This window comes from Curtobacterium sp. P97 (assembly GCF_023712445.1).
Classification (GTDB): domain Bacteria; phylum Actinomycetota; class Actinomycetes; order Actinomycetales; family Microbacteriaceae; genus Curtobacterium.
In genome coordinates this window covers 169,917-193,243 of the sequence record NZ_JAMAYF010000007.1, presented here as the reverse complement: position 1 = coordinate 193,243, position 23,327 = coordinate 169,917, and the positions used below count along the sequence as shown (strand labels likewise).

The window sequence follows — 23,327 nt, the reverse complement described above, 5'->3', positions numbered from 1 at the left end:
CTCCGGCACGGGTGTGTACGGTGCACCGTTGTCGGGCGACAACGATCACGGGAGGCGCACGCGATGACCGAACTGCAGGTGGGCGACCTGCCGACGACGCTGACCGCGGTCTGCGCGGTGCTCCTCGTGGTGGCGGTCGGCTGCGCGCTCGTCGTCGCGGTCGACGTCGTCCGGCACCCGCCGCACATGCGGGTGATGGCGCTCGTCTGGCCGCTGACGATGCTCTTCGGCAGCGTGGTGTGGCTGGTCTTCTACCTCCGCCGGGGCCGTGCGACGGTGGGCGGTCACGGCCGGTGGGCGGGCACCGCGATCGACACGAGCCACTGCGGCGCCGGGTGTGCGCTCGGTGACCTCGTCGGCGAGTTCGGGCTCGTCGCCTTCCCGGCCCTCGGCACCCTCGTCGGGCTCGGTACGCTCTACCAGGACCGCATGTTCGCCGGGTGGATCATCGACTTCGTCATCGCGTTCGTCGTCGGTATCGCGTTCCAGTACGCGGCGATCGCGCCGATGCGCGGGCTCGGCTGGCGGGACGGGCTCGTCGCCGCGCTGAAGGCCGACACCCTCAGCATCACCGCGTGGCAGGTCGGCATGTACGGCGCGATGGCGGTGCTGCAGTTCGCGCTGCTGCCGGCAGTGCTCGGTGGCCGCGTCGGCGTGCTGACACCCGAGTTCTGGGTCGCGATGCAGGTCGCGATGGTCGCCGGGTTCGTCTGCTCGTACCCGATGAACGCGCTCCTGGTGCGGAAGGGGCTGAAGGAGGCGATGTGACCTCCGGCGCACACCGCGACGGACGGGAGGCGCGGTGCCAGCTGGCACCGCGCCTCCCGTCCGTCCCGGGGTGTTGGACCGCTACGGGCGCAGCAGCACCTTGCCGACACGGCCGGCGGTGTCGCTGGCACGCGCCGCGTCGCGGGCGTCCTCGAACACGAAGGTCTCGGAGACGGGGAGCGTCAGCGATCCGTCGAGCACGCGGGTGATGAGCTCGCCGAAGAGCTGGCCCTTGAGCTCGGCCGGCATGGTCCTGCTGACGACGGCGCCCCAGAACCCCTTGACGGTGAGCTGGCCGAAGATGACCTTGCCGGACGGGATCTCGAGCGTCGGCGACGCCATGGCGCCGAAGACGACGAGCGTGCCGTTCTCGCCCATGACCGAGGCGATGTCGCCCGCGGCCTTCCCGCCGACGGACTCGACGCCCGCGATGATCGGGGCACCGCCGGTGAGCTCGCGGACCTGGTCCTGCCAGCCCTCGGAGTCCGTGGCGACGATGCGGTCGATGCCCTGCTCCCGCAGTTCCTCGACGCCCTCGGCGCGACGGACCAGACCGATCACGTTGATGCCGCGGGCCTTGCCGAGCTGCGCGACCATGCGGCCGACGGCGCCGTTCGCGGCGTTCTGGATGATCCAGTCGCCCTCGTGCAGGTCGAGCGAGTGCAGCAGGCTGATCGCGCTGAACGGCATCGAGACGAGCTGCGCGGCGGACTCGTCGGGCATGGCGTCCGGCACGGGGACGAGCCCTGCGGCGTCGGCGACGTAGTACTCGGCCCAGACGCCGAAGGTGCCGCCCGCGACGCGCTGGCCGACCTGCAGGCGGTCGACGCCCTCGCCCAGGGCCTCGACGACGCCGAGCGCCTCGGTGCCGCTGGCCGCGGGGAGCTCGGGCTTGAACCCGTAGGTGCCGCGGATCGTCCACAGGTCGTGGTTGTGGATCGGGGAGAGCACCGTGCGGACGAGCACCTGGCCGGGGCCGGGCTGCGGGACGGGGCGCTCGGCGACGGTCAGGACGTCGGCCGGCTCGCCGAAGGTCTCGTGGACGACGGCACGCATGGTGGTGGGGGTGGTGTCGGTCATGGGTCAGTCCTCCGAGACGACGATGGTGACGTCGATGTTGCCGCGGGTGGCGTTCGAGTACGGGCAGACCTGGTGCGCGGCGTCTGCGAGGGCCTGGGCCTGGTCGTGCTCCAGGCCGGGGATGACGACCTCGAGCATGACGGCGAGCTGGTAGCCGCCCTGGCCGTTCGGGCCGATGGAGACGCGGCCACCGACGGTCGAGTCGGTGATCTTCACCTTCTGCGCGCGGGCGACGCCCTGCAGCGCGGAGTGGAAGCACGCGGCGTAGCCGGCTGCGAAGAGCTGCTCGGGGTTGGCGCCGTTGCCGGAGCCACCCATCTCCTTCGGGATGGCGAGGTCGTGCTCGACGCGGCCGTCGCTGGTGGCGACGTGGCCGTTGCGGCCCTCGCCGGTGGCGAGCGCCTCGGCGGTGTAGAGGACGTCCATGGGGGTCCTTCCTTCCTTCGTGGGGTCAGTCGTCCGACGCTGTGGGGGCGTCGGTGGTCGTGGTGGCGGTGTCGTCGGCCGCGGCGTGCATGGTCGCCGTCAGGCGCTGGAGCGTCGCGATGAGCTCGAGGGCGGCCTGCTCGTCGGACAGGCCCATGCCCGCGGCGATGCGCGCGGGGACGTGGGCGAGCTCGGGGCGGATCGAGCGACCGCGGTCGCCGAGCGTGACGGTCACGACGCGCTCGTCGGTGCTGCGGCGCTCGCGGCGGACCAGGTCGGCCTGCTCCATGCGCCGGAGCAGCGGCGACAGGGTGCCCGAGTCGAGCTGCAGGTGCTCGCCGAGCGTGGAGACGGTCTGGTCGCCCTCGATCCACAGGGTCACGAGGACGAGGTACTGGGGGTACGTCAGTCCCCAGGGCTCCAGCAGTGCGCGGTACGCCTGGGTGGTCGCCCGGGACGCCGCGTAGAGCGAGAAGCACACCATCTCGTCGGTCACCGGCATGCCCACCAGTGTGGCACGCAACTCAGTTGTGCACAACCAGGTTGTTCACAGGTGGGCACGGGCGGTCGCGCGCACGGCCGGTTAGGCTGACCTGAGCCACGATGACCAGCAACGACACCGACAGCACCGCGACCCCGGGAGCAGGACCCAGCCTCCGCACCGGGTCAGCGTCGTCCCACGGCAAGACGATCCTGATCGGCGAGCACGCCGTGGTGTACGGCGTACCCGCGCTCGTGCTCCCCGTGCTCGACGTGCGGGTGACCGCGACGGTGACCCCGGTGGCGCCCGGCGACGGCAGCCGGCTCGAGTCGACCGTGCACACCGGACCCCTCGACGCCGCACCGGCGGCCGTGCTGCCGACGGTGACCGCCGTGACCGCGACGCTCCGGCACCTCGGCGCCGAGGAGCAGCACGTGCACGTCCGGGTCGACAGTGCCGTGCCGACCGCCCGGGGCATGGGTTCGAGCGCCGCCGTCGCCGCCGCCGTGACCGCCGCCGTGGCCGACGTCTTCGGTCGGACCCTCGACCCCGAGGAGCACCACGAACTCGTGCAGGAGTGCGAGCGCGTCGCCCACGGCCGCCCCTCCGGACTCGATGCCCGAGGGGTCGTCGCCGAGGTGCCCGTGTGGTTCGAGGGCGGCGTGGTCGAGCCCGTCCCGCTCGGCGCGGTGTTCACCTTCGTCGTCGCGGACACCGGTGTCCCGGGGCACACGCGCGAGGCAGTCGCGGCCGTCCGGGAACGGCACGACGCCGACCCCGCCACGGTCGACGGCGTCGTCGACGCCATCGGCGCCCTCGCGCGACGCGCACGGGGGACACTCGAGGATGGCGATGCCCAGGCCCTCGGTGCCACGATGGACGCCGCGCACGAACTGCTCACCGAACTCGACGTGTCGAGCGCGGACCTCGACCGGCTCGTCGACGCCGCACGCCGTGCGGACGCCCTCGGCGCGAAGCTCACCGGCGGTGGGCGCGGCGGATGCGTCCTCGCGCTCGTCGCGGACGGGGAGCACGCCGACCGCGTGTCCGCCGCACTCCGTGCCGCGGGCGCGACGGAGACCTGGACCACCACGATCGGAGCCCGCGCTTGATGACCGCCACCGCCGTCGCGCACCCCAACATCGCGCTCGTGAAGTACTGGGGCAAGGCCGACGCGCAGCTCGCCCTGCCCGCCACCGGCAGCGTGTCGATGGGCCTCGACGTCTTCCCGACCACGACGACCGTGACGCTCGACGCCGCGGCGGACGCCGACTCGCTCGTGCTCAACGGCGGCGCGGCCCCCGAGGGTGCGCTGCTCCGCGTGCAGCAGTTCCTCGACCTCGTGCGCGAGCTCGCCGGGTCGTCGGACCGCGCGGCCGTCGTCTCCGAGAACACCGTGCCGACCGGCGCCGGGCTGGCCTCCAGCGCGTCCGGCTTCGCGGCCCTCGCGACCGCCGCGTCGGCGGCCTACGGGCTCGACCTGTCCGAGCGCGACCTCTCCCGGCTCGCCCGACGCGGTTCGGGGTCCGCCACGCGCTCGATCCCCGGCGGCGTCGCGGTCTGGCACGCCGGCGACGACCAGGGCTCCTACGCCGAGCGCGTCCCCGCCCCGCCGATGGCCATGGTCGTGGTGACGATCTCCGCCGGCGAGAAGGCGATCGGCTCGCGCGAGGCGATGCGCCGGACGATCGCGACCTCGCCGTTCTACCCGGCGTGGGTGACGTCGACGACCGAGACCGTGGGGGAGATGCTCGACGCCTGCGCCGCCGGTGACTTCACCCGGATCGGGGAGCTCACCGAGAGCAACGCGCTCCGCATGCACGCGACGATCGAGGGCGCCTTCCCGCCCATCCGGTACCTGAACGCCCGCAGCGTCGCCGTGTTCGACGCCGTCGCCGAGCTCCGTGCCGCCGGGACCGAGGCGTACGCCACCGCCGACGCCGGCCCGAACGTCGTGGTGCTCACGAAGCCCGAGGACCGCGGTGCCGTCGCCACGGCGCTCGCCGGTCTCGGAGACGTCATCGAGTCGGGCACCGGACCAGGCGCACGGGTCGTCCGCTCCGAAGGGACGGAGGCACCCGGAGTGGGTGCCGTCCGACCGGAGGAGACCGCCGAGTGATCGAGTTCCGCGCCCACGGCAAGCTGTTCGTCGCGGGCGAGTACGCCGTCGTCGAGCCCGGGCAGCCGTCCGTGCTCATCGCCCTCGACCGGGCCATCACCGCCCGGGTGCGCGAGGGGCACGGCTCCGGGAGCGTGCACTCCGAGGAGTACGGGCACCTCCCGCTGACGTGGACCCGCGACGAGGACGGCCTGGCGCTGGACCGCGAGCACCACCCCTACGACTACGTCATGGCGACGATCGACCTGGTCGAGAAGCTCCGGGCCGAGCGTGGGATCGCACCGCGGTTCCACGACCTCCGCATCGAGAGCCAGCTCGACGACGCCAGCGGTCGGAAGTTCGGACTCGGATCCTCGGCCGCGGTCACCGTCGCCACGGTCGGCGCACTCGACCGGTTCTACGGCATCGGGCTCTCGCAGCGGGACCGCTTCCGGGTCGCGCTGCTCGCGACCGTCCGGGTCAACCCGCGCGCGTCCGGCGGTGACCTCGCCGCGAGCACCTTCGGCGGCTGGCTCCGCTACAGCGCACCGGACCGCGAGCGCCTGGTGGCCATGCTCGACCGCCGTTCCGTGACCGCCATCCTCGACGACACCGACGCCTGGACCGGCTTCGACGTGCAGCGCCTGCCCGCGCCGGCGGACCTCGAACTCCTGGTCGGCTGGACGGGCTCGCCGGCGTCGACGACGAAGCTCGTCAGCGTGGTCCGGAAGCACCGCAACGGCGGGTACCAGGCGTTCCTCGACGACAGTCGCGCCTGCGTCGACGACCTGACCACGGGCCTCCGGACCGGCGACGCGGCGATGACGCTCGATGCCCTTCGGCGCGCCCGCGTGCTCATGCAGCGCCTCGGCGCGTCCGTCGGCTCGCAGATCGAGACCGAGCGGCTCGCGACCCTGTGCGACGTCGTCGAGTCGGCCGGCGGGGCGGCGAAGCCGTCCGGTGCCGGCGGCGGCGACTGCGGCATCGCGCTCGTCCCGGCGGACACCGACCTCGCCGGCATCCACCGCGCCTGGGAGGCGCACGACATCAGACACCTCAGCGTCGCGGTGCAAGCGCCCGAAGGGAGCGTCGAATGACCGACCTGCTGACCCCGATCCCCACGAAGTGGGTGGGGCCGATCCGCGTGAGCGGCAACGCCGTCGAGGGCGAGCACGAGGTGCCCCTCGCCACGTACGAGTCGCCGCTGTGGCCGTCCGTCGGTCGCGGTGCCCGCATCTCGCGCATGGTCGAGGGCGGCATCGTCGCGACCGTCGTCGACGAGCGCATGACCCGCTCGGTCGTCGTGAAGGCCGACAGCGCCGCCGCTGCGCACATCGCGGCAGGCCGCATCCTCGCGCGCCAGGACGAACTCGAGCAGATCGTCGCCGGGCAGAGCCGCTTCGCGAAGCTCATCGAGGTGCACCCCGAGATCGTCGGCGACCTGCTGTTCCTGCGCTTCGCGTTCACCACGGGCGACGCCTCCGGCCACAACATGGTGACGCAGGCGGCGGACAAGCTCCTGCCCGCGATCCTCGCGTGGGAGCCGGGCCTGCGCTACGTCAGCGTCTCGGGCAACTTCTGCACGGACAAGAAGGCCACCGCGGTGAACGGCATCCGCGGTCGCGGCCGGAACACGATCGCCGAGATCGTGATCCCGGGGGAGATCGTCGAGAAGCGGCTGCGGTCGAGCGCTGCGCGGATCGCGGAGCTCAACGTGGCGAAGAACCTGGTCGGCTCGACCATCGCCGGGGCCCTGCGCTCCGCGAACGCGCACTACGCGAACATGCTCCTCGGCTTCTACCTGGCCACCGGGCAGGACGCCGCCAACATCGTCGAGGGCTCGCAGGGCATCACCTACGCCGAGGCCCGCGGTGACGACCTCTACTTCTCCACGGCGCTGCCGCACCTCATCGTCGGCACGGTCGGCAACGGCAAGGGCGGGGACCTGCCCGTCGTCGAGGACGCCCTGGTGCGCCTCGGCTGCCGCGAGGACCGGGAGCCCGGTGCCAACGCCCGCCGCCTGGCCGCCCTGTGCGCGGCGACGGTGCTCTGCGGTGAGCTGTCCCTGCTCGCCGCCCAGACCAACCCGGGCGAGCTGATGGCGGCGCACGTCGCCATGGAACGTCGCGGGTCGAAGCCCGCAGGAGGTGCAGCATGAGCGCCCAGCAGCGCGACGCACGGCAGCCGCTGTCCGTCGGCATCCACGACATCGCGATCGCGACCGGCCACCACGTGCTCGAGCTCGACGACCTGGCCGAACGGCTCGGCGTCGACCCGGCGAAGTACCACGTCGGCATCGGGCAGGACGCGTTCAGCGTGCCCGCGCCCGACGAGGACATCGTCACCATGGGTGCCGCCGCCGCGAAGGAGGTCATCGACCGCCACGGCGTCGAGGGCATCCGCACGGTGCTGTTCGCGACCGAGTCGGGCGTCGACCAGTCCAAGGCCGCCGGTGTCTACGTGCACGGGCTCCTCGGCCTCCCGCAGAACGTCCGCGTGGTCGAGCTGAAGCAGGCCTGCTACGGCGGCACCGCGGCCGTGCAGCTCGCCCTGGGCATCATCGCGCGCGCACCCCACGAGCGGGTCCTCGTCATCGCCGCCGACGTCGCCCGGTACGACGTCGACACCGCCGCCGAGCCCACCCAGGGCGCCGGGGCCGCCGCGATCCTGGTGTCCGCGGACCCCGACCTCATCGAGATCGAGCCCGCCGCGGGCGTCTTCACCGCCGACGTCGACGACTTCTGGCGACCGAACGACCGCTCGACGGCGCTCGTCGACGGCCGGCTGTCGGTCAGCGCGTACGTCGACGCGTTCGTCGGGGCGTGGGACGACCTGGCGTCGCAGGGCGGCCCGGCGTACGAGGACATCGTGCGCTTCGTCCACCACCAGCCGTTCACGAAGATGGCGCTCAAGGCGCACCGGAAGCTCACGCAGCACGTCGGGGTGCCCTTCGACGAGTCCGAGCTCGCGATCGGCTTCACCTACAACAAGCAGACCGGCAACACCTACACGGCGTCGCTCTGGATCGGCCTCGCGGCGCTGCTCGACCTCGACGACGACCTGGGCGGCGAGCGGATCGCCCTGTTCAGCTACGGCTCGGGCAGCGTCGGTGAGCTCATCACCGGGATCGTCCGGCCCGACTACCGCTCCCACCGCCGCGAGGGCCGGGTCCGCGCACTGCTCGCGGCGCGCACCCCGCTGACGGTCGACGCGTACCGGGAGCTGCACGCTGCCGGTGCCGCCACGAGCGAGGACGTCGAGCGGCCCCGCGTCACGGCTGCGCCCTACCGCTTCGCGGGTGTGCGCGGCGGTGCGCGGCACTACGAGGCGACCGCGCAGGACTGACGCGACCCCACGACGGACGGGAGGCGCGGGGCCGGCCGGCACCGCGCCTCCCGTCCGTCCCCGCACCCGTCCCTCGCTCGCCCGCACGGTGTAGAAGGATCCTCATGGGTCAGATCGTCTACGACGGTGAGGTGCTCGACCTGCGGGTCGACGACCGCGCGCTCACGCACCTGCAGATCGTCATCGTGAACATGCTGCGGCGCGACCACCGCTTCGTGTTCTCGTGGAAGGACGACGTGCTCCACGGCGACGGGCGCAGCTCCGTCTGGCTGCACCCGAACGTCAGCCTGCGGTTCACCTTCGCGGGCAGCCGGGTGCCCGCGATCAACCGCAGCTGGCTCGAGGAGCTCTACGCGGCGGCGACCTCCGGTGCCGGGCTCGTGCTCGTGCCCGAGCCACCGGACACGAGCACCGCGGCGGACTCCGCGTGGTCCCGGGCGGTCGTCCCGGGGGCGGCGGAGTCCGCGTCCGCCGGCGACACGGAGTAGCACAGCGGCCGAGCCGGGTCAACGGGTTCCGGTCGTCGCGGGCGCCTCCGTAGGGTACGGGTGCCGCTGGACGCACAGTCCCCACGGCCGGCGTCAGGGAGCCGGCCGGCTGCGACCGCGGACGGAGGGAACCGCATGTCCGCGACGGAGGACACGGTCGACGACCGCGCCGGGACGGTCGTCGAGGTGGAGTGTCGACACGAGATCTGGATCAGGGGTCTCCTGGTCGAGCCGGACGGGTGCGCGCTGTACTCGGACTTCTTCGTCGTGCGGGATGCGGAGTCGGTCGCCGTCACCGGGTGACCGTCCCTCGGGTGCCCCGGCCGTCGGTCCCTCGGCGGCCGGGGCACGCCTCGGCGGCGGCGCCGCTCAGTAGACGTCGCGGACGTAGCGCTTCGCGCGCCGCAGGTCCGCCAGGTACGCCTGCGCGTCGTCGTCCCCGCGGCCCCGACCGGTCGCGATGACCTCCAGGAGCGCCTGCTCGACGTCCTTCGCCATGCGCGAGGCATCGCCGCACACGTACACGTGCGCCCCGTCCTCGAGCCACCGGAAGAGCTCCGCCGCCTGCTCGCGCATCCGCGTCTGCACGTAGACCTTCTCGGCCTGGTCGCGCGAGAACGCCAGGTCGAGCCGGGTGAGCACGCCCGACGCCTGCATCGCGGTGAGCTCGTCCTCGTACACGAAGTCGGTCTCGCGGTGCTGGTCGCCGAAGAACAGCCAGTTCCGCCCGGTCGCACCGGCCGCTGCCCGCTCGTGCAGGAACCCGCGGAACGGGGCGATGCCGGTGCCGGGGCCGATCATCACCATCGGGGCGTCGCCGTTGGCGGGGACCCCGAACGCGGCGTTCGGCTGGAGGTACACGTCGACCTCACCGTCGGCCTGCACCCGGTCGGCCAGGTACGTCGACGCGACGCCGGCGTGGGACCGGTGCGCGTCGCCGTAGCGGACGGACGCGATCGTCAGGTGGATGCGGTCCGGGTGCGCCAGCGGGCTCGACGAGATCGAGTACTGCCGCGCCTGCAGCCCGCGGAGGTTCGGGAGCAGCTCCTCCATCGACGGCGCCGCGGTACCGGCGTCCCGGAGCAGGTCGAGGACGTCGCGGCCCCAGAGCCACCGGTCGAGCTCGTGCTTGTCCCCGTGCGACACGACCGCCGCGAGCTCCGACGCCGGTGCGCGCTGCACGAGGTCGGCCACGAGGTCCTTCGACGGCGTCCGGATCTCGCGCTCGGTGCGCAGGACCTCGGCGAGCGGCCGTCCGTCGAACACGGCGGCCCCGTCGGCCCCGAGGTGTTCGAGCAGCTGGTCGACGAGCGCGGGGTCGTTGTGCGGTACCACCGCGAGGGCGTCGCCGGCGCGGTACTCGATGCCCGAGGTGCCGAGGTCGAACTCGACGTGCCGGATCTCCTTCGCGCTGCGCGGCGAGGAGAGCAGCCGGTTCACGACGAGCGGGGCTCGGTACGGGTTGCGCTTGTTCCACTGCGATCCCGGCCGGGAGGCGCGGCCCGCCTCCGACGCGCCCGCTGCGGCGGACGACGTGGTCGCGGCTGCGGCGGGGCCGTCCGCCCAGGGCTGCGCTCCGGCCTCGGCCGCCAGCCGGTCGAGGACCGCCGCGCTCCAGAGCGCCGCGGGATCCTCGAAGTCGACGTCGCAGTCGACGCGGTCGTGGATGCGGGTCGCGCCGAGCTGCTCGAACCGCAGGTCGAGGAGCTTCCCGGCCTGGCAGAACTCGTCGTAGCTCGTGTCGCCGAGCCCGAGCACCGCGTACTGCAGCCCCTCGAGCCGGGGGACCGTCGAGGCCTGGACCGCGTCCCAGAACAGGCCGGCGTTGTCGGGCATCTCGCCCTCGCCGTACGTCGAGGTGACGACGAGCACGTGCGACATGCCGGCGAGCTGCTCCGGCGTCACGGCGTCGAGCGGTGTCGCCCGTCCGCCGAGCCCGCGCGCCTTCGCGCCGGTGACGAGCTCGTCGGCGAGGAACTCGGCGTTGCCGGTCTGCGTCCCGAAGAGCACGTCCACCGTCGTGGTCGGGGCACCGCCGGTGGCACGCTTGCCCGCGGCCGCGATGCCGGCGATGAACCCGGCGAGCCACGACTCCTGCGCTGCCGAGAACGGGGCGTCGACCGGGATCAGCTGCCCGGTGGGGGGAAGCGTGCTCATGCCGACACCGCCTCGACGGGGGCCTGCGGGGCGCGGGCGGCGATGTCCTCGAGCGCCGCGGTCGCGAGCAGCTCGTCGAAGCGGGCGGCGCGGACACGGCCGGCGTTCTTGGCGTTCTGGTGCATGATCCACCCCGTGGTACCGGGCATGTCCGCGCTGCGGTTGTTCCGCTGTGCGAGGGCACGCTTGGCGTCGTCGAGCCGCTTGACGGCGATGAGGGTCGCGAGCTCGTCGTCGGCGAACCGGTCGAACGTGCCGCGGAGGTACTTGACGACGCGCTGCTTCACCTGGAAGTCCTCGGTCAGGACGAGGTTGCGCACCGCCTCGGTCACCCGGGGGTCGCTCGGCGCGGCACCCGGCACACGTTCCTGCGCGACGTCCTGCGCCACCCCGAGCACCGTGTACGACGACAGCAGCGAGAACGTGTCCTCGCCCTGGTCACCGAGCGCCGGAGCGCGGCCGTCGAGCACCGTCCGCTGGTCGCGGTAGTCCACCTTGAACGCCCGGAGCTTGGCCGTCGCCACCGAGGTCGCGAGCTCGTCGAGGAGCTCGTTCCGCGTCGCGGCGGCGAGGATCTCGTCGGCGTCCTGGCTGAGCAGGAGCGCGCGCGGCATCCCGACGAACACGTGCTCGCGGGTGGTCGCCCAGTCCGCGAGCAGCCGCTCGGCGAGGGCGGACCCGGTGGCCTCGAGGTGCCACTCGAGCAGCAGCTTCGCCGCGGCCTCGTGGAACGCACCGCGCTCGGTCTCCGTGACGGGGAAGACGAGGAGCGAGTCGGTGCTCGCGCGCTCGGTCACCGCTCCCGACGGGTCGTACTGGTACAGGAACCCGCCGGACATGCCGTTGCCGAGGCCCTTGCCGTAGCCGCCGAGGTTGAGCACGGCGCCGCCGGTCATGTACTCGCAGCCGAAGTCGCCGAGGCCCTCCACCACCGCCGTCGCGCCCGAGTTCCGGACGGCGAACCGGTCGCCGGCCTCGCCCTCGACGAACGTGCGTCCGCCGGTGGCGCCGAACAGCGCGAAGTTGCCGACGAGGACGTTGCCGCCGCGCTCGGCGCTCCCGCCGCCCGGGGCACGGACGACGATGCGTCCGCCGGACTGGCTCTTGCCGACACCGTCGTTCGCCGTGCCGGTGTGCTCGAGCGTCGTGCCGTCGTTCGTGAAGACGCCGTACGACTGCCCGGCAGCGCCGTGGGTGCGGACCGTCACCGCGCCGTCGACCAGGCGACGGCGACCGCGGTCGTCGGTGGTGACCGCCGGGTGGCCCGACAGGTCGACGTCCCGCAGCTCGTGGTTGAGGAGGCGCTCGACGTCGATCCCGAGCTGCCCGCCGACCGACTTGTCGGCGTTGCCCAGGCCGATGCCGTCCACGGTCAGGGCGTGCTCGTGCCCGTCGACGAGCGCGGCCCGCACCTGGTCGATCAGGGCGTCGTCGGTGCGGTAGTCCTTCTCGAGGTACTCGGGGTCGGTGACGACCTTCTCGGGCACCTGCGCGAGCAGGTTCCGCACGTCCAGCCGGCCGACGGACGCCGGGTGGTCGAGGAGCTGCAGCAGGTCGGTGCGACCCCGGGCCTCGCGGAGGGACTGCAGGCCGAGTCGCGCGAGGATCTGCCGGACGTCGTGCGCGATGTTGAGCAGGTACTGCGCGAGCGCTCGGGGGTCGCCCTCGAAGGCCTCGGCGTTCGTGGTCAGGCCCGCCGGGCACTTCACGTTGCAGTTCTTCGCCATCACGCAGCCGAGCATCATGAGCGCGGTCGTGCCGAACTCGAACGAGTCCCCGCCGAGCAGCGCACTCGTGACGACGTCCGAGCCGGTCTGGTGCGCACCGGAGCAGCGGAGCGTGACCTTCTGGCGCAGGCCGTTCGCGACGAGGGCCTGGTGCACCTCGGCCACACCGATCTCCGCGGAGCGTCCGGCGTACTTCAGGCTCGTGACGGCCGCGGCGCCGGTGCCGCCGGTGTTGCCCGCGACGTTGATGACGTCCGCGCCGGCCTTCGCGACGCCGACCGCGATCGTGCCGATGCCCTCGGAGGACACGAGCTTCACGACCACGCGGACCCGGGCGGCCTTGCAGTCGTGGATGAGCTGCGCGAGGTCCTCGATCGAGTACGTGTCGTGGTGCGGCGGCGGCGAGATGAGCTCGACGCCGGGCGTTCCACCCCGGGCCGCGGCGATGTCCACCGTGACCTTGGGTGCGGGGAGCTGCCCGCCCTCGCCGGGCTTCGCGCCCTGGCCGATCTTGATCTCGAGCTCCTCGAGCATCGGGTCGGCCAGGTAGCCCGCCCAGATGCCGAACCGACCCGAGGCGAACTGCTTGATGCGCGAGCCGCGGATCGTGCCGTAGCGGGAGTGGTGCTCGCCGCCCTCGCCCGAGTTCGACATGCCGCCGACCATGTTCGTGCCGTGGGCGACGGCCTCGTGTGCGGTCGCGACGAGGGCGCCGTGGCTCATCGCACCGGACGCCAGGGTCCGGGTGATCTCGTGCGCGGGCTGGACCTCGGCCACGTCGACGCTCGCCGGTGCCTGCTGCAGCAGGCCGAGCAGGTCGGCGGCCGCACCGGTGGCGCGCAGCGTCACCTCGTCGTCGGCGACGACGTCGACGTCGACCGTGCCGGGGTGCAGCAGGGCGAGCCCGTCCGCGAGGGCCCGGTGGCGCAGTGCGCCCGTGGGCCCCGTCGAGGTGAGCCGCAGGGTGAAGCGGGTCGTGCCTCCCGGCAGGGAGTCCTCCGAGGAAGACCGCGAGCCGGACAGCCCGCGCACCGTGATGCTCGCGTTCCCGGTGGTCGAGAAGCGGCCGAGCTCGCGCGCGAAGTCCGACGCCTCGTCGATGCCGGTGACGTCCGCGGGCAGGGCGAGCACGTCGCGCAGGGCCGCCGGGCGGCGGGAACGCTCGTCGTGCGTGGTCTGCAGGAACGTGACGTAGCCCGGCGTGACGCGGTGCGCGTCGATCTCGGCGTCGCTCAGCCGGTCGTAGCCGGTGTTCCGGTACGCCGTGTCCGAGATGCCGAACGAGTCGTCGAGCTGCCGGAGCGTGAGCAGCCGCAGCGCGTCGGAGTCACCGGAGCGCTCGAAGGCCGGGCGCTCCTCGGTCATGCCGCCGAAGCCGCGGACGCTCGCGACGCCGAACGAGTGTCCGGCGCCGTCCGACCGCTCCTTGAACAGGCCGAGCAGGGGGACCTGGCCCTCGGTGGCGACCGAGCGCGCGCGCTCGTGCCACTCGGTGGACGCCTGGGCGATGCGGGCGAAGCCGACACCGCCGACCGGAGCGGCCATGTGCGGGAAGACCCGGGCGAACAGGTCGTCGCCGGTGTCGAGGTAGTTCGGCTCGAAGAACTCGCCGCCGATGTAGCTCTCGGCGGTGCACAGGCCGACGCGGCCCATCGTCTTCGCCAGCGCCTTCTCGGCCGCCTTGCGGAAGCGCTCGAGGGCGGCATCCGTCTCGGTGAGCTGGCCGGCGGGTGCGGGGGCGGCGGGGTACTTCTCCTCCGCGCGGAGCCGCGCGGACAGGCTGTACACGGCCGAGGCCCCGAAGCCCAGGGCGGTGGCCACGTGGTGCGAGGACGGCAGCTGGCCGGACTCGGCGACCACGGACACCCGCAGGCGCAGACCGGTCTCGATGAGTCGCTGGTTGACGGCGGCGACGGCGAGGATCACGGGGAGGGGTGCGTGCGTCGACGACACCGAGCGGTCGGTCAGGACCGCGATCCCGCCCTGGCGCTCGGCGAAGGCCACGACGGCACCGGCCAGCCGTTCGGTCGCGGTACGGACGGCGTCCGCGTTCGCCTGCTCGTCGTCGACGACCGGCACGTAGAGCATGTCGAACCGTTCGAGCGGCACGATCGTCTGGTCGCGCAGGCGGACCATGTCGAGGTGCCCGAGGACGGGGGAGTCCACGACGATCTGCCGGCTCGACGTGCCGGACGCGCTGCCCGTACCGTCCGGCTTGCTGCCGAGGGCGACCCGCATCGACATGCCGTCGGCCTCGCGGATCGAGTCGAGCGGCGGGTTCGTCACCTGGGCGAAGCGCTGCGAGAAGTACTTCGCCATGCCGCCCTCGGTGTCGCTCAGCGCGTTGATGGCGTTGCCGTAGCCCATCGCCGAGATGCGCTCCGAGCCGGTGGCGAGCATCGGGTCGAGCATGAACCGGAAGCTCTCCTGGTTCAGCGAGTACGCCACGTAGCGGCCCGCGAGCGACAGGTCGCCGTCGTAGCCCAGCGTGCTGGTGCCGCGGTCGTAGGCCGGCGCCGGCAGGTCGTCGAGGTGCACGCGGGCGGCGTCGAGCAGCGTCCCGTAGTCGCGACGGGCGGCGAGCATCCGCAGGACCTCGTCCGTGCGCATCACCGACCCGGTGCGGTGGTCGACGACGAGCATGCCGCCGGCCTCGATGCGACCGCGGTGCACGACCTCGTCGGCCGGGAACGTCACCTGGCCGGACTCGGACGCCACCATGAGGTACTCGTCCGTCTGCACGGTCCGCAGGGGACGGAGCCCCAGTCGGTCGAGCCGCGCGCCGACGACGTCGCCGTCGCTGAAGATCACGGCAGCCGGGCCGTCGTTCTTCTCCTCGTACAGCGAGAAGTACTCGAGCATGTCCCGGACGTCGGCCGTCAGGGTGCGGTCGTTCTCCCACGCCGGCGGCATGAGCGTGACGACGGCCTCGACGATCTCGAGCCCGTCGTCGAACACGCGGCTCTGCAGGGTCTGGTCGAGCCGGCTCGAGTCCGACTGTCCGGGAGGACGGACGATGCTGCGGGTGCGGGCGGCGGCGAGTGCCTCGTCCGACAGCCGGTTCTTCCGGTCGGTGTTGAGCTCACCGTTGTGCGCCATCAACCGGAACGGCTGCGCCATGGTCGGGTGCGGCTCGGTGTTCGTCGAGAACCGCGTGTGGAAGTAGAGCGTGCGCACCGAGTGCCGCGGGTCCGTGAGGTCGCGGAAGTACGAGATCACCTCGCCCGAGTTCAGTCGGCCCTTGAGGATCTGCGTGCGGGCACTGAGTGACAGCGGGTAGAGCGCGGCGTGCGGGGCACGGGCCTCGGCCGCCTGCGTGTAGGACACGCGCTCGACGGCGAGCAGGGCGCGGTTCGCCGCGGCGTCGACGTCGGTGCGGGACCACCCCTCGGGCGCGCGGAACACCCACTGCACGATCGGCAGCTGGTACTGCTCGGCCTCGGGACGGGCGACCGAGTGGTCGACGGGGACGTCGCGGACGAGCAGCAGCGTGAACCCCTCGTGCTCGATCGCGTCGGTCACGGTCTGCACGGCGGCGGCACGCTCGTCGGGGTCGGCCGGCACGAAGCAGTTCGCGACGCCGAAGTGCCCGGCGACGAGCTCCTCGCCGGTGATCGCGCTGAAGAACTCCACCGACAGGTCGATGCTCACGCCGGCGCCGTCACCGACGCCCTCGGCGGACTTGCCGCCCCGGTGCGGGATCGAGCAGAGCGCTTCGTCACCGCGGACGATGACGTCGTGGGTCGGCACCCCGTCGAGGCGGGTGATGAAGCCGACGCCGCAGTCGCTCGACTCGCGGGCAGGGTCGTACAGACCGAAGGGGGAGGGGTTCACGTGCGGGTCCAGTGGGGCTCAGACGGCAGCGGACGGCCAGGGCTGCATCGGTGGAGCGCTCGCCGCGGGCGGACCGGTGGTGGCGGTCGTGGCCCTGTGTGGGGGTGGTGCGGTGAGCCGATGCTACGGCTTGGTATACCGCGGGTGCAACAGACCGGCCGGACGGGAGGCGCGCGGCGGTCCGGCCACGCGCCTCCCGTCCGGTGCGCGGCCGGTTCCGGTGCCGGTGCCGGTGCCGGTGCCGTTCTCGGTGCCGGTGCCGTTCTGCTCCCGCGGTTCTGTCTGCTTGGGCACAACCGTAAGCACGTCGCGCCACGGGAACCCGTGGCGCGACGTGCTTCCGGTTGTGCCGCGAGCGCCGTGCCGCGTGCCGCGCCGTCCACGGTGCGCCGCTTGCTGCGGCGGCTCAGGCCGCCGGCTCGTCGACCCGCCGGGCCGCCGACGCGGCGGTCGCCGTCGTCGCGATCGGGCCGGCAGCGTCGGCGACGGCTGCCGTGGGGCCGCCGGGGCGCACGAGCACGGGACGCCGCCTCGTACGGAACACCCACGCCTTGAAGAGGACGAAGCGCACCAGGGTCGCGACGAGGTTCGCGCCGGTGAGCACCAGGACCTCGGCGCCGTGCGACGCCCCGGGCACGGTCGTGTGCAGCAGGACGAGCGACCCGGCGGTGATCGCCCAGGCGATGCCGAACACGACGAGTCCCTGCACGTGGTGGACGCCGGCCCCCGCCCGCCCTCGGACTCCGAAGGTGAAGCGGCGGTTCAGAGCGGTGTTGCCGATCGCGGTGAGGAGCAGCGCGAGGAAGTCCGCCGTCTGCGCACCGATCGCGGGCCGGAACAGTGCGTAGAGCAGCGCGAAGGCGACCGTGGACAGCACGCCGATGGTCCCGAAGCGCAGGAGCTGACCGACGATCCCCACGTGCGGTGTCGTGAAGGGCTGCCGGCCGATGGCGTCGTACACCGGGTCGATCGGGATGCGCCCGGTCGCGAGCCCCCGGGAGACCCGCCACATGCCCTTGAGGTCCTCGGCTGCGGTCGACGCGATGTGCACCGAGGAGTCCACGTCGTCGACCCAGTCGACCGGGACCTCGTGGACGCGCAGCCCCGCGTGCTCGGCGAGCACCAGGAGCTCGGTGTCGAAGAACCACGCGTCGTCCTCGCAGAGGGGCAGCAGGTGGTCGGCGGCCTGGCGGGTGATCGCCTTGAACCCGCACTGGGCGTCGGAGAACGACACGCCCATCGTGCTGCGGAGGAGCAGGTTGTACGAGCGGGAGATGAACTCGCGCTTGCCGCCGCGCACGACCCGGGAGGACCCCGCGAGCCGCGTGCCGATCGCCACGTCGGAGTGGCCGGAGAGCAGCGGTGCGACGAGCGGTTCGAGCGCCGCGAGGTCGGTCGACAGGTCCTCGTCCACGTAGACGAGCACGGCGGCCGGGGATGCTGCCCAGACCGCCTTGAGGGCGCGGCCGCGACCCTTGAGCGGCAGGTGGACGGCGTGCACCTCGGGCAGCATCGCGGCGAGGTCGTCGGCGATGCGCCCGGTGTCGTCGGTCGAGGCGTTGTCGGCGATCGTGATGCGCCAGGTGTGCGGCAACGACGTCCGGCAGAAGTGGTGCAGACGTCGGACGTGGGCGGCGAGCGTGCCCTGCTCGTCGTGGCAGGGCACGACGATGTCGATGTCGAGCGCGGTGCTGCTGTCGAGCGGGGTGCTGCTGTCGTGGGGGGTGGCTGCTTCCGTCATGCCGCCCAGGCTCGGCAGCGCGTCGATGCGGACCGCAGCAGCACCCTGTGGTGCCCCTAAGAAGCGGTCGGAGGGCTCAGCCGGTGACGCCGAGCACGATCTGCACGATCGCGACGACGGCGAGCGCCGCGATCGGCACGCCCGCGATCCAGAGCCCCGCGCGCGTCTGCGTCCGCCGGATCGTCGGCATCGCGTGCGAGGTCTGCGCGAAGCGGGTCGCGGCGACGAGCTCGGGGGCGGCGGCCGGCGGCTCGGGTTCGGGCTGGGGTCGGTCGTCCTCGAACGCCGGGACCTCGACGACCAGGTCCTCGGGTCGGGCACGCTCCGGCAGACGGGTGAACCGCTGGTCCGTCCCGCGCGGGTCACCGTCCCGCAGGTCGCCGCTGCGCAGGTCGCCGTCCCGCAGGTCGCCGCTGCGCAGGTCGCCGTCCCGCAGGTCGCCGTGTCGCTGGTCCATCGCGTTCCCCTTCCGCCGGTGCCCGCAGCGTACCCGTGGCAGACGAGGAAGCGGGAGCGGGTAGGCGTGACGATCCTGGTTCGCGGTCCGCGGGGATCGTGCACCGGGATCGTCATGCGTCGGATCGGTCGCCGACCTCCGGCAGGTCGACCGTGAACGCGGTCCGTCCCGGCTCCGACACGACCCGGACGCTCCCACCGTGTGCGGTCACGACCGCGCGGACGATCGCCAGTCCGAGGCCGCTCGTCCCGTGCTCCCGCGAGCGGGACGACGAGCCCCGGGTGAAGCGGTCGAACAGCACCGGCAGGACCTCGGCGTCGATCGGGGGTCCGTCGTTCGCCACGACCAGCCGTGCGAGCCCACCCGTCGCGGCCTCGTCGCCCCCGGTGCGCGGGACCCGTTGCAGCGACACCACGACGGTCGTCCCCGCCGGGGTGTGCGTCCGCGCGTTCGCGAGCAGGTTCGTGACGGCGCGCCGCAGCTGCCCCGGGTCGCCGGACACCGTCAGCGGGCGGTCGTCGGCGAGCTGCAGCATCCACCGGTGGTCGGGTGCGGTGGCTCGTGCGTCCATCACGGCCTCGACCACCGTGGCGGTGAGGTCGACCTCCTCGTGCACCGTCCCGGGCCGGGCGGTGAGGGCCGCGGCGTCGGGCGCCGCGCCGTCGTGTGTCGCGGCGTCGAGCCGGGCGAGCAGCAGGAGCTCCTCGACCAGGTCGCCCATCCGCACCGCCTCGCGGCCGATCCGTTCGGCGTTCCGCTGCAGCGCTGCGACGTCCTGCGAACCGGCCGACAGCTCGGCGTAGGCGCGGACGGTCGCGATCGGCGTGCGCAGCTCGTGCGAGGCGTCGGCGACGAAGGTGCGCATGCCCCGCTCGGCGTCCCGTCGGACGGTCAGCGCGCGGCCGACGTGGCCGAGCAGCCGGTTGAGCGCGGTGCCGACCTGCCCGACCTCGCGGCTGACCACGAGGTCCACGGAGGGCACCCGGGCGGCGATGTCGGCGTCTCCGCGTTCGAGGTCCAGCGCGGTGACGCTCGACGCGACGGAGGCGACCCGCTCGAGCGGACGCAGCGATCGTCGGACGGCCAGGGTCAGCGCCCACGCCGCGACGAGGAGTGCGAGCAGCGTGGTGCTCCCGATGACGACGACGAGTCGGACGACCGACGCGCGCAGGTCCCCGAGGGGCAGCGCCGTCACGAAGACGTCGCCGCCGCGGGTGACCGCCTGCGCCCGGTACGCCCCGAGCGACCCCAGCGAGACCGTCGTGGGGGTCGCATCCGGTGCGACGTCCGCGAGCACGGCCTCCTGCGCTCGGCTGAGACCGTGCTGCGCACCGGCACCGTCCGTGTACCCGGCGAGCACGGCGTCACCGTCGCGCAGGACCGCCACGACGGTGTCGGCCGCCTGTCCCGGCGCCCCGATGAACCGGTTGTCCGGGTCCTGCTGACCGCCGGAGGACTCCGGGGGCGGTCCGGACGGCGGCTGCCCGCCCGGGGTCCGGCCCGCCGCCGTCGCCAGCTCCGCGTCGAGCCGTCCGACCAGGTACTCGCGGTACGCGATCACGGTCACCGCGCCGACGACGACGTTCGTCGCGACGAGCAGCAGCGCCACGGCTCCGACGATCCGCCAGCGCAGCGACGGGGTGCGCACCGGTCGGGAGGCACGCCCCGCCCCGTCGGGACGGCTCACGGCGTCGGCCGCAGCACGTAGCCGGCGCCCCGGACCGTCTGCAGCATCGGCTCGCGTCCGGCGTCGAGCTTCCGCCGCAGGTACGAGACGTACATGTCGACGAGGTTCGACGACGTGCCGAAGTCCATGCCCCACACGCTCGCCAGGATCTGCTCGCGGGACAGCACCCGGTTCGCGTTCCGGGCGAGGTGGCGGAGGAGCTCGTACTCGGTCGGCGTGAGCTCGATCGGCTCGCCGTCGCGCAGCACCGAGCGGTCCTCCTCGTCGAGCCGGAGGTCGCCGACCACGACCGCGGACGACCCCGGTGCCGCGACCACCTGCGGTGCGGTCCGGGCCAGGATGCGGGCGCGGACGAGCAGCTCGTCGATGCCGAAGGGCTTCGTCAGGTAGTCGTCGCCGCCGCCGGTGAGTCCGGCGAGCCGGTCCTCGGGGGCGTCCCGGGCGGTGAGGAACAGCACCCGCACGGGGTCCCGGGCGTCCCGGAGCCGCTCGAGCACCTCGAAGCCGTCGATGTCCGGCAGCATCACGTCGAGCACGAGCACGTCGGGCAGGAACTCCCGCGCCGCGAAGAGCACGTCCCGCCCGCGGTGCACCGCCCGCACGGCCCAGCCGTCGCCCTCGAACGCGAGGGCGACGGCATCGGCGAGCGCGTGCTCGTCGTCGACGACGAGGACCCGGACGGGGCTGCCGTCGGTGCGTCGGAGTGGTCGGGCCGCCATGCACCGGAGCCTAGCCACCGCCGTGTCCTCGTCGTCGGTCACGTCGATGCCGTCACTTCGACGCGCTCAGGTCGTAGACGGTCTGGCCGCCGACCGTGGTCGCCTCGTAGTGCGCGGCGACCCACTCCTGGATCGCGCTCGCGGTCGACGAGCCGCCACCCATCCCGCCGCCGGAGCCCGAGGACACGTAGTAGCCGATGTCACCGGCCGCGACCCAGGCCTGGAACTCGGCCAGGGTCGGCGTGGGGTCGCTCGACCAGCCGCCGATGGCCATCACGGCGGTGTCGGTGTCGAGCTCGAGCTGCGCGGCCGACTGCGAGCCGTTCACCGCGGCCGACCACTTCGCGTCCGAGGCGGCGAGCAGCTTCGTCAGTGCCGACGACGTCGTCACACCGCCACCACCCATCCCGCCGCCGCCGGTCGGGGCACCGTCCTCCGAGGTCGCGGAGCCGGAGCCGGAACTGCCCGGCATCGTCGGGACGCCGTCGCCCGTCCCCGCAGGAGCCGAGCCGGTCGGCGCTTGCCCGCCGCTGTCCGGGCCCTGCCGGGAGCCGTCCGTCCCGTCCTGCTGCGTGCCCTGCCCGCCCGGGCCGCCACCGTCCTGGGAGCCGTCCGTCTGCGTGCCGTCAGTCGACCCGCCGGGGCCTCCCGCGCCTCCCGGCTGTCCACCGCCACCGCCGCCGGGGAATCCTGCTGCGCCGCCCGTCCCACCGGAGCCGCTGCCCGCCGGGCCGACGCTCGGGATGGACCCGGAGTGCGCGACGGTCGTCGTGGCGAGCGCGTACGCGGTCGTGCCGGTCAGCCCGAACAGGGTGCCGGCGAGGACGCCGACGGTGACGGCCTTCCGGAGGGTGGGCACGCTGCCGACGACGATCGCCGCGGCGGACAGGAGCCCACCGGCGAGCACCACCCATCGGAGCCAGGGCAGCCAGGTCGGGTCCTCGTTCAGCAGGCACCAGCTCCAGAACGCCGTCCCGCCGACCATCGCGGCGAGGCCGAGGCGACCGGTGACACGCTCGCGGGCGTGCCAGAGGAGCGCACCACCGGTGCCGACCAGGCCGGCGATCGCCGGGGCGAGCGCGACCGTGTAGTACGGGTGGATCGTGCCGGACATGAACGAGAAGACCAGACCGGTGACGATCAGCCAGCCGCCCCACAGCACCAGACCGGCGCGTGCCGGATCGGCGAGGTGCCGACGACCGACGACCACCAGGCCGAGGACGAGCGCGACGAGCGCGGCGGGCAGGAGCCAGGAGATCTCGAGGCCCATCTCGGACGAGAACAGGCGGTTCAACCCGGTCGCACCGCCGAACGACGAGCCCGCGGTGCCGCCTCCGCCCGTGCCGCCCCCGCCGCCGCCGTTGCCCGAGCCGCCGAAGATGCGGCCGAGGCCGTTGTAGCCGAACACCAGGTCGAGGACCGTGTTGTCGGTGGACCCACCGATGTACGGGCGCGACTCCGCGGGCCACAGCGCCACGGCGACCACCCACCAACCCGCGGACACGACGAGCGAGACCGCGGCGATGCCGAGGCCGATCGCGCGCCGGCCCCAGCTCGTGCGTGCGGCGAACAGGTACACGAGGCCGAACGCCGGCAGGACGAGCAGGCCCTGCAGCATCTTCGTCAGGAACGCGAAGCCGAGGGCGACACCGGCGAGGGCGATCCACCGCCAGCTGCCCCTCGGGAGCGCCCGGACGGTGCAGTACGCGCCCGCGGTCATGAGCAGGACGAGGAGCGCGTCCGGGTTGTCGAAGCGGAACATCAGCGCGGCGGCCGGGGTCGCGGCGACGACGAAGCCGGCGAGCAGCGCACCGACGTTCGCGGTCGTCGCACCGAGGCGGGCGAGGGTCCGCCGGACCGTGCCCCACACCAGGGCGACGGAGCCGACGGCCATGAGCGCCTGGGGGAGCAGCAGGCTGGTCGACGAGAAGCCGAACACCCGGGCTGACAGCACCATCACCCACAGCGAGGCCGGGGGCTTGTCGACGGTGATGAAGTTCGACGAGTCGAGGGAGCCGAAGAAGAACGCCTTCCAGGACTTCGTGCCGGCCTGCACGGCGGCGGCGTAGAAGCTGTTCGCGTACCCGGAGATGCTGAGGTCCCACAGGTACACGACGGCGGTCAGGACGAGGAGCGCCCAGAACGCCGGGCGGAGCCAGCGGGCGTCCTCGCGCTCGCCGGCGAACAGACGGACGAGGGGCTGGCGTCGACGGACCCGGGCGGCGGTGCTCCCACCGGGGTGGGCGCGGCCCGGACGGTCGGTCGCGGGGGTCGGGTAGGTGGTCATGTCGACGACGATCGCCGGTCCGGGTCGGCCGA

18 protein-coding genes are annotated in these 23,327 nt (G+C 73.3%); 8 read left to right on the top strand and 10 right to left on the bottom strand.

Going from position 1 to position 23,327, the window contains the following annotated elements:
- Window positions 1-63: 63 nt before the first annotated feature.
- A complete protein-coding gene (locus tag M3677_RS09875) occupies window positions 64-768 on the top strand; it encodes a DUF4396 domain-containing protein (protein WP_209685788.1) in 705 nt (234 codons plus the stop codon).
- An 81-nt stretch (window positions 769-849) separates the two neighbouring features.
- Here the strand turns inward: M3677_RS09875 and M3677_RS09870 are convergent, their stop codons facing one another.
- Genes M3677_RS09870 through M3677_RS09860 form a run of 3 tightly spaced genes read right to left on the bottom strand, consistent with a single transcriptional unit; the run spans window position 850 to window position 2,776 of the window.
- On the bottom strand, window positions 850-1,824 hold the full coding sequence (locus M3677_RS09870) for a zinc-binding dehydrogenase (protein WP_209685960.1): 975 nt from the start codon (window positions 1,822-1,824) through the stop codon (window positions 850-852).
- A 27-nt stretch (window positions 1,825-1,851) separates the two neighbouring features.
- Entirely contained in the window at window positions 1,852-2,274 is a 423-nt protein-coding gene (locus tag M3677_RS09865) for an organic hydroperoxide resistance protein (RefSeq protein WP_066656027.1), read from the bottom strand.
- Between the two features lie 25 nt (window positions 2,275-2,299).
- Window positions 2,300-2,776 carry a MarR family winged helix-turn-helix transcriptional regulator gene (locus M3677_RS09860; protein ID WP_251160431.1) on the bottom strand — a complete coding sequence of 159 codons (477 nt, stop codon included), beginning with the start codon at window positions 2,774-2,776 and terminating at the stop codon, window positions 2,300-2,302.
- A gap of 101 nt (window positions 2,777-2,877) precedes the next feature.
- Here M3677_RS09860 and mvk point away from each other — a divergent pair, with 101 nt between their 5' ends.
- The 7 genes from mvk (at window position 2,878) to M3677_RS09825 (ending at window position 8,989) form a co-directional block, all read left to right on the top strand.
- Window positions 2,878-3,867 (top strand): mevalonate kinase, encoded by a 990-nt coding sequence (gene mvk / locus M3677_RS09855; RefSeq protein ID WP_251160430.1) that lies wholly within the window; start codon window positions 2,878-2,880, stop codon window positions 3,865-3,867.
- Entirely contained in the window at window positions 3,867-4,874 is a 1,008-nt protein-coding gene (mvaD, locus tag M3677_RS09850; protein WP_251160429.1) for a diphosphomevalonate decarboxylase, read from the top strand. The genes mvk and mvaD overlap by 1 nt, the downstream gene beginning before the upstream one ends.
- Window positions 4,871-5,950 carry a phosphomevalonate kinase gene (locus tag M3677_RS09845; protein ID WP_209685782.1) on the top strand — a complete coding sequence of 360 codons (1,080 nt, stop codon included), beginning with the start codon at window positions 4,871-4,873 and terminating at the stop codon, window positions 5,948-5,950. Before mvaD ends, M3677_RS09845 begins: the two co-directional genes overlap by 4 nt.
- Window positions 5,947-7,011, top strand: a complete 1,065-nt coding sequence (locus M3677_RS09840) for a hydroxymethylglutaryl-CoA reductase (RefSeq protein WP_066656017.1) — start codon at window positions 5,947-5,949, stop codon at window positions 7,009-7,011. Before M3677_RS09845 ends, M3677_RS09840 begins: the two co-directional genes overlap by 4 nt.
- Window positions 7,008-8,198, top strand: coding sequence for a hydroxymethylglutaryl-CoA synthase (locus tag M3677_RS09835; RefSeq protein WP_209685780.1), 1,191 nt, complete (start codon window positions 7,008-7,010; stop codon window positions 8,196-8,198). Before M3677_RS09840 ends, M3677_RS09835 begins: the two co-directional genes overlap by 4 nt.
- Window positions 8,199-8,302: 104 nt before the next feature.
- Entirely contained in the window at window positions 8,303-8,686 is a 384-nt protein-coding gene (locus tag M3677_RS09830; protein WP_066656011.1) for an ATP-dependent DNA ligase, read from the top strand.
- Window positions 8,687-8,821: 135 nt separating this feature from the next.
- Window positions 8,822-8,989 (top strand): hypothetical protein, encoded by a 168-nt coding sequence (locus M3677_RS09825; protein WP_209685778.1) that lies wholly within the window; start codon window positions 8,822-8,824, stop codon window positions 8,987-8,989.
- Window positions 8,990-9,055: 66 nt separating this feature from the next.
- Here M3677_RS09825 and M3677_RS09820 read toward each other — a convergent pair whose 3' ends face one another.
- The 7 genes from M3677_RS09820 to M3677_RS09790 form a co-directional block, all read right to left on the bottom strand.
- The gene (locus M3677_RS09820) at window positions 9,056-10,843 is read right to left on the bottom strand and encodes a sulfite reductase subunit alpha (protein ID WP_251160428.1); all 1,788 of its coding nucleotides are present in this window, start codon (window positions 10,841-10,843) and stop codon (window positions 9,056-9,058) included.
- Window positions 10,840-16,404 carry a glutamate synthase-related protein gene (locus tag M3677_RS09815; protein WP_251160427.1) on the bottom strand — a complete coding sequence of 1,855 codons (5,565 nt, stop codon included), beginning with the start codon at window positions 16,402-16,404 and terminating at the stop codon, window positions 10,840-10,842. Before M3677_RS09815 ends, M3677_RS09820 begins: the two co-directional genes overlap by 4 nt.
- A gap of 406 nt (window positions 16,405-16,810) precedes the next feature.
- Window positions 16,811-18,145: a glycosyltransferase gene (locus M3677_RS09810; protein ID WP_251160426.1), complete on the bottom strand. Its 1,335-nt coding sequence runs from the start codon at window positions 18,143-18,145 to the stop codon at window positions 16,811-16,813.
- Between the two features lie 76 nt (window positions 18,146-18,221).
- Complete coding sequence (locus M3677_RS09805) at window positions 18,222-18,602, bottom strand: hypothetical protein (RefSeq protein ID WP_251160425.1); 381 nt, start codon at window positions 18,600-18,602, stop codon at window positions 18,222-18,224.
- A gap of 112 nt (window positions 18,603-18,714) precedes the next feature.
- The gene (locus tag M3677_RS18415) at window positions 18,715-20,289 is read right to left on the bottom strand and encodes a HAMP domain-containing sensor histidine kinase (protein WP_251160424.1); all 1,575 of its coding nucleotides are present in this window, start codon (window positions 20,287-20,289) and stop codon (window positions 18,715-18,717) included.
- Window positions 20,286-21,008 carry a response regulator transcription factor gene (locus M3677_RS09795; protein WP_251160423.1) on the bottom strand — a complete coding sequence of 241 codons (723 nt, stop codon included), beginning with the start codon at window positions 21,006-21,008 and terminating at the stop codon, window positions 20,286-20,288. Before M3677_RS09795 ends, M3677_RS18415 begins: the two co-directional genes overlap by 4 nt.
- A gap of 52 nt (window positions 21,009-21,060) precedes the next feature.
- Window positions 21,061-23,295 (bottom strand): glycosyltransferase family 39 protein, encoded by a 2,235-nt coding sequence (locus tag M3677_RS09790; protein ID WP_251160422.1) that lies wholly within the window; start codon window positions 23,293-23,295, stop codon window positions 21,061-21,063.
- Window positions 23,296-23,327: the final 32 nt, after the last annotated feature.